The following is a 5,237-nucleotide window of genomic DNA, read 5'->3' as shown; positions in this document are numbered from 1 at the left end:
CAACACAGTGGACGCGAGCAACTGAGGACAAGCCCTCGGCCTATTAGTACCAGTCAGCTCCACCCGTTACCAGGCTTCCACATCCGGCCTATCAACCCAGTCGTCTACTGGGAGCCTTAACCCATCAAGTGGGTGGGAACACTCATCTCGAAGCAGGCTTCCCGCTTAGATGCTTTCAGCGGTTATCCCTCCCGAACGTAGCCAACCAGCCATGCCCTTGGCAGAACAACTGGCACACCAGAGGTTCGTCCGTCCCGGTCCTCTCGTACTAGGGACAGCCCTTCTCAATATTCCTACGCGCACAGCGGATAGGGACCGAACTGTCTCACGACGTTCTAAACCCAGCTCGCGTACCGCTTTAATGGGCGAACAGCCCAACCCTTGGGACCGACTCCAGCCCCAGGATGCGACGAGCCGACATCGAGGTGCCAAACCATCCCGTCGATATGGACTCTTGGGGAAGATCAGCCTGTTATCCCCGGGGTACCTTTTATCCGTTGAGCGACAGCGCTTCCACAAGCCACTGCCGGATCACTAGTCCCGACTTTCGTCCCTGCTCGACCCGTCGGTCTCACAGTCAAGCTCCCTTGTGCACTTACACTCACCACCTGATTACCAACCAGGCTGAGGGAACCTTTGGGCGCCTCCGTTACTCTTTAGGAGGCAACCGCCCCAGTTAAACTACCCATCAGACACTGTCCCTGATCCGGATCACGGACCCAGGTTAGACATCCAGCACGACCAGAGTGGTATTTCAACGACGACTCCACAACCACTGGCGTGGCCGCTTCAAAGTCTCCCACCTATCCTACACAAGCCGAACCGAACACCAATATCAAACTGTAGTAAAGGTCCCGGGGTCTTTCCGTCCTGCTGCGCGAAACGAGCATCTTTACTCGTAGTGCAATTTCACCGGGCCTATGGTTGAGACAGCCGAGAAGTCGTTACGCCATTCGTGCAGGTCGGAACTTACCCGACAAGGAATTTCGCTACCTTAGGATGGTTATAGTTACCACCGCCGTTTACTGGCGCTTAAGTTCTCAGCTTCGCCAACCCGAAAGTCGGCTAACCGGTCCCCTTAACGTTCCAGCACCGGGCAGGCGTCAGTCCGTATACATCGCCTTACGGCTTCGCACGGACCTGTGTTTTTAGTAAACAGTCGCTTCTCGCTGGTCTCTGCGGCCACCCCCAGCTCACACCGAAAAGATGATCACCAGGAATGGCCCCCCTTCTCCCGAAGTTACGGGGGCATTTTGCCGAGTTCCTTAACCATAGTTCACCCGAACGCCTCGGTATTCTCTACCTGACTACCTGAGTCGGTTTAGGGTACGGGCCGCCATGAAACTCGCTAGAGGCTTTTCTCGACAGCATAGGATCATCCACTTCACCACAATCGGCTCGGCATCAGGTCTCAGACACATACACGACGGATTTACCTACCGTGCGTCCTACACCCTTACCCCGGGACAACCACCGCCCGGGCTGGACTACCTTCCTGCGTCACCCCATCGCTTACCTACTACCACCTCGGGTCATCGGCTCCACCACAACCATCAACTCCGAAGAGATCAGGCCGGCTTCACGGACTTAGCATTAATGGATTCGATACTGGGCGTTCCAAAGCGGGTACCGGAATATCAACCGGTTGTCCATCGACTACGCCTGTCGGCCTCGCCTTAGGTCCCGACTTACCCTGGGCAGATCAACTTGACCCAGGAACCCTTAGTCAATCGGCGCACACGTTTCTCACGTGTGTATCGCTACTCATGCCTGCATTCTCACTCGTGAACCGTCCACAACTACCTTCCAGTGCTGCTTCACCCGGCACACGACGCTCCCCTACCCAACCCAACAGGCGTTAGCCCTTCACGCTGGATTGACACGACTTCGGCGGTACGCTTGAGCCCCGCTACATTATCGGCGCGGAATCACTAGACCAGTGAGCTATTACGCACTCTTTCAAGGATGGCTGCTTCTAAGCCAACCTCCTGGTTGTCTCTGCGACTCCACATCCTTTCCCACTTAGCGTACGCTTAGGGGCCTTAGTCGATGCTCTGGGCTGTTTCCCTCTCGACCATGGAGCTTATCCCCCACAGTCTCACTGCCGCGCTCTCACTTACCGGCATTCGGAGTTTGGCTAAGGTCAGTAACCCGGTAGGGCCCATCGCCTATCCAGTGCTCTACCTCCGGCAAGAAACACACGACGCTGCACCTAAATGCATTTCGGGGAGAACCAGCTATCACGGAGTTTGATTGGCCTTTCACCCCTAACCACAGGTCATCCCCCAGGTTTTCAACCCTGGTGGGTTCGGTCCTCCACGAAGTCTTACCTCCGCTTCAACCTGCCCATGGCTAGATCACTCCGCTTCGGGTCTTGAGCGTGCTACTCAACCGCCCTCTTCGGACTCGCTTTCGCTACGGCTTCCCCACACGGGTTAACCTCGCAACACACCGCAAACTCGCAGGCTCATTCTTCAAAAGGCACGCAGTCACGACACACAGAACCAAAGCCCTGCATGCGACGCTCCCACGGCTTGTAGGCACACGGTTTCAGGTACTATTTCACTCCGCTCCCGCGGTACTTTTCACCATTCCCTCACGGTACTATCCGCTATCGGTCACCAGGGAATATTTAGGCTTAGCGGGTGGTCCCGCCAGATTCACACGGGATTTCTCGGGCCCCGTGCTACTTGGGAAATGCTCAAGCAAGCCGCTGATGTTTCAACTACGGGGGTCTTACCCTCTACGCCGGACCTTTCGCATGTCCTTCGTCTACACCAACGGTTTCTGACTCGCCTCACAGCCGGCAGACCATGAAAGAACACTCCCACAACCCCACATGCGCAACCCCTGCCGGGTATCACACGCATACGGTTTAGCCTCATCCAGTTTCGCTCGCCACTACTCCCGGAATCACGGTTGTTTTCTCTTCCTGAGGGTACTGAGATGTTTCACTTCCCCTCGTTCCCTCCACACTGCCTATGTGTTCAGCAGCGGGTGACAGCCCATGACGACTGCCGGGTTTCCCCATTCGGACACCCCCGGATCAAAGCTCGGTTGACAGCTCCCCGGGGCCTATCGCGGCCTCCCACGTCCTTCATCGGTTCCTGGTGCCAAGGCATCCACCGTGCGCCCTTAAAAACTTGGCCACAGATGCTCGCGTCCACTGTGCAGTTCTCAAACAACGACCAGCCACCCATCACCCCACCCCACACAAGCAGGACGAGTACACCGGGGCCGGAACTGAAGGCGACCACACGGCCATACCCTCAGACACCCAACAACGTGCCCGACACCCCCAACCATCCACAAACCGCGTTCCACACCCCGAAGAGCAGTACTAACAGCCCGAACAGCTGAAAATGCCGAATAGTCAACGTTCCACCCATGAGCAACCAGCACCAGACGTTCGCTGATGTACTGGCCCCTGACCTCACCCCGAAAGGCTCGGTAAGAAGTGCTCCTTAGAAAGGAGGTGATCCAGCCGCACCTTCCGGTACGGCTACCTTGTTACGACTTCGTCCCAATCGCCAGTCCCACCTTCGACAGCTCCCTCCCACAAGGGGTTGGGCCACCGGCTTCGGGTGTTACCGACTTTCGTGACGTGACGGGCGGTGTGTACAAGGCCCGGGAACGTATTCACCGCAGCAATGCTGATCTGCGATTACTAGCAACTCCGACTTCATGGGGTCGAGTTGCAGACCCCAATCCGAACTGAGACCGGCTTTTTGAGATTCGCTCCGCCTCACGACATCGCAGCTCATTGTACCGGCCATTGTAGCACGTGTGCAGCCCAAGACATAAGGGGCATGATGACTTGACGTCGTCCCCACCTTCCTCCGAGTTGACCCCGGCAGTCTCCTGTGAGTCCCCATCACCCCGAAAGGCATGCTGGCAACACAGAACAAGGGTTGCGCTCGTTGCGGGACTTAACCCAACATCTCACGACACGAGCTGACGACAGCCATGCACCACCTGTACACCGACCACAAGGGGGGCACCATCTCTGGCACTTTCCGGTGTATGTCAAGCCTTGGTAAGGTTCTTCGCGTTGCGTCGAATTAAGCCACATGCTCCGCTGCTTGTGCGGGCCCCCGTCAATTCCTTTGAGTTTTAGCCTTGCGGCCGTACTCCCCAGGCGGGGAACTTAATGCGTTAGCTGCGGCACCGACGACGTGGAATGTCGCCAACACCTAGTTCCCAACGTTTACGGCGTGGACTACCAGGGTATCTAATCCTGTTCGCTCCCCACGCTTTCGCTCCTCAGCGTCAGTAATGGCCCAGAGATCCGCCTTCGCCACCGGTGTTCCTCCTGATATCTGCGCATTTCACCGCTACACCAGGAATTCCGATCTCCCCTACCACACTCTAGCCTGCCCGTATCGACTGCAGACCCGGGGTTAAGCCCCGGGCTTTCACAACCGACGCGACAAGCCGCCTACGAGCTCTTTACGCCCAATAATTCCGGACAACGCTTGCGCCCTACGTATTACCGCGGCTGCTGGCACGTAGTTAGCCGGCGCTTCTTCTGCAGGTACCGTCACTCTCGCTTCTTCCCTGCTGAAAGAGGTTTACAACCCGAAGGCCGTCATCCCTCACGCGGCGTCGCTGCATCAGGCTTGCGCCCATTGTGCAATATTCCCCACTGCTGCCTCCCGTAGGAGTCTGGGCCGTGTCTCAGTCCCAGTGTGGCCGGTCGCCCTCTCAGGCCGGCTACCCGTCGTCGCCTTGGTAGGCCATCACCCCACCAACAAGCTGATAGGCCGCGAGCTCATCCTGCACCGCCGGAGCTTTCCACCACCAAGGATGCCCCTGATGGTCATATCCGGTATTAGACCCCGTTTCCAGGGCTTGTCCCAGAGTGCAGGGCAGATTGCCCACGTGTTACTCACCCGTTCGCCACTAATCCACCCCGAAAGGCTTCATCGTTCGACTTGCATGTGTTAAGCACGCCGCCAGCGTTCGTCCTGAGCCAGGATCAAACTCTCCGTGAATGCTTACCGGTCATCCGGTTCACACACACGGGAGCCGGAACCACCGGAGGAATAGTCCAGTGGTCCACAGCATCCTCGCTGTGTTTTTCTTCAAAGGAACCCTGTCCCCACCGGAAACCCGGCCGGGAACGGGGTATCAACATATCTGGCGTTGACTTTTGGCACGCTGTTGAGTTCTCAAGGAACGGACGCTTCCTTCGTACTCACCCCGACCATCCGGTCCAGGCTTTCCTCCGGGCTTTT

Annotated in this window: 2 rRNA genes; both read right to left on the bottom strand. The window is 57.2% G+C overall.

The window, feature by feature from the left end:
- Positions 1-23: 23 nt before the first annotated feature.
- A 23S ribosomal RNA gene (locus ACIHCL_RS36790) occupies positions 24-3,149 on the bottom strand.
- Positions 3,150-3,468: 319 nt separating this feature from the next.
- Positions 3,469-4,994: ribosomal RNA gene (locus ACIHCL_RS36785) — 16S ribosomal RNA — on the bottom strand.
- The 16S and 23S rRNA genes sit together here, the layout of an rRNA operon.
- Positions 4,995-5,237 lie beyond the last annotated feature (243 nt).

The sequence above is a fragment of the Streptomyces sp. NPDC052042 genome, from assembly GCF_044548345.1.
In the GTDB taxonomy this organism is placed as follows: Bacteria; Actinomycetota; Actinomycetes; order Streptomycetales; family Streptomycetaceae; genus Streptomyces.
The sequence above is the reverse complement of the archived record's forward strand: the minus strand, read 5'-3'. Positions and strand labels throughout refer to the sequence as shown.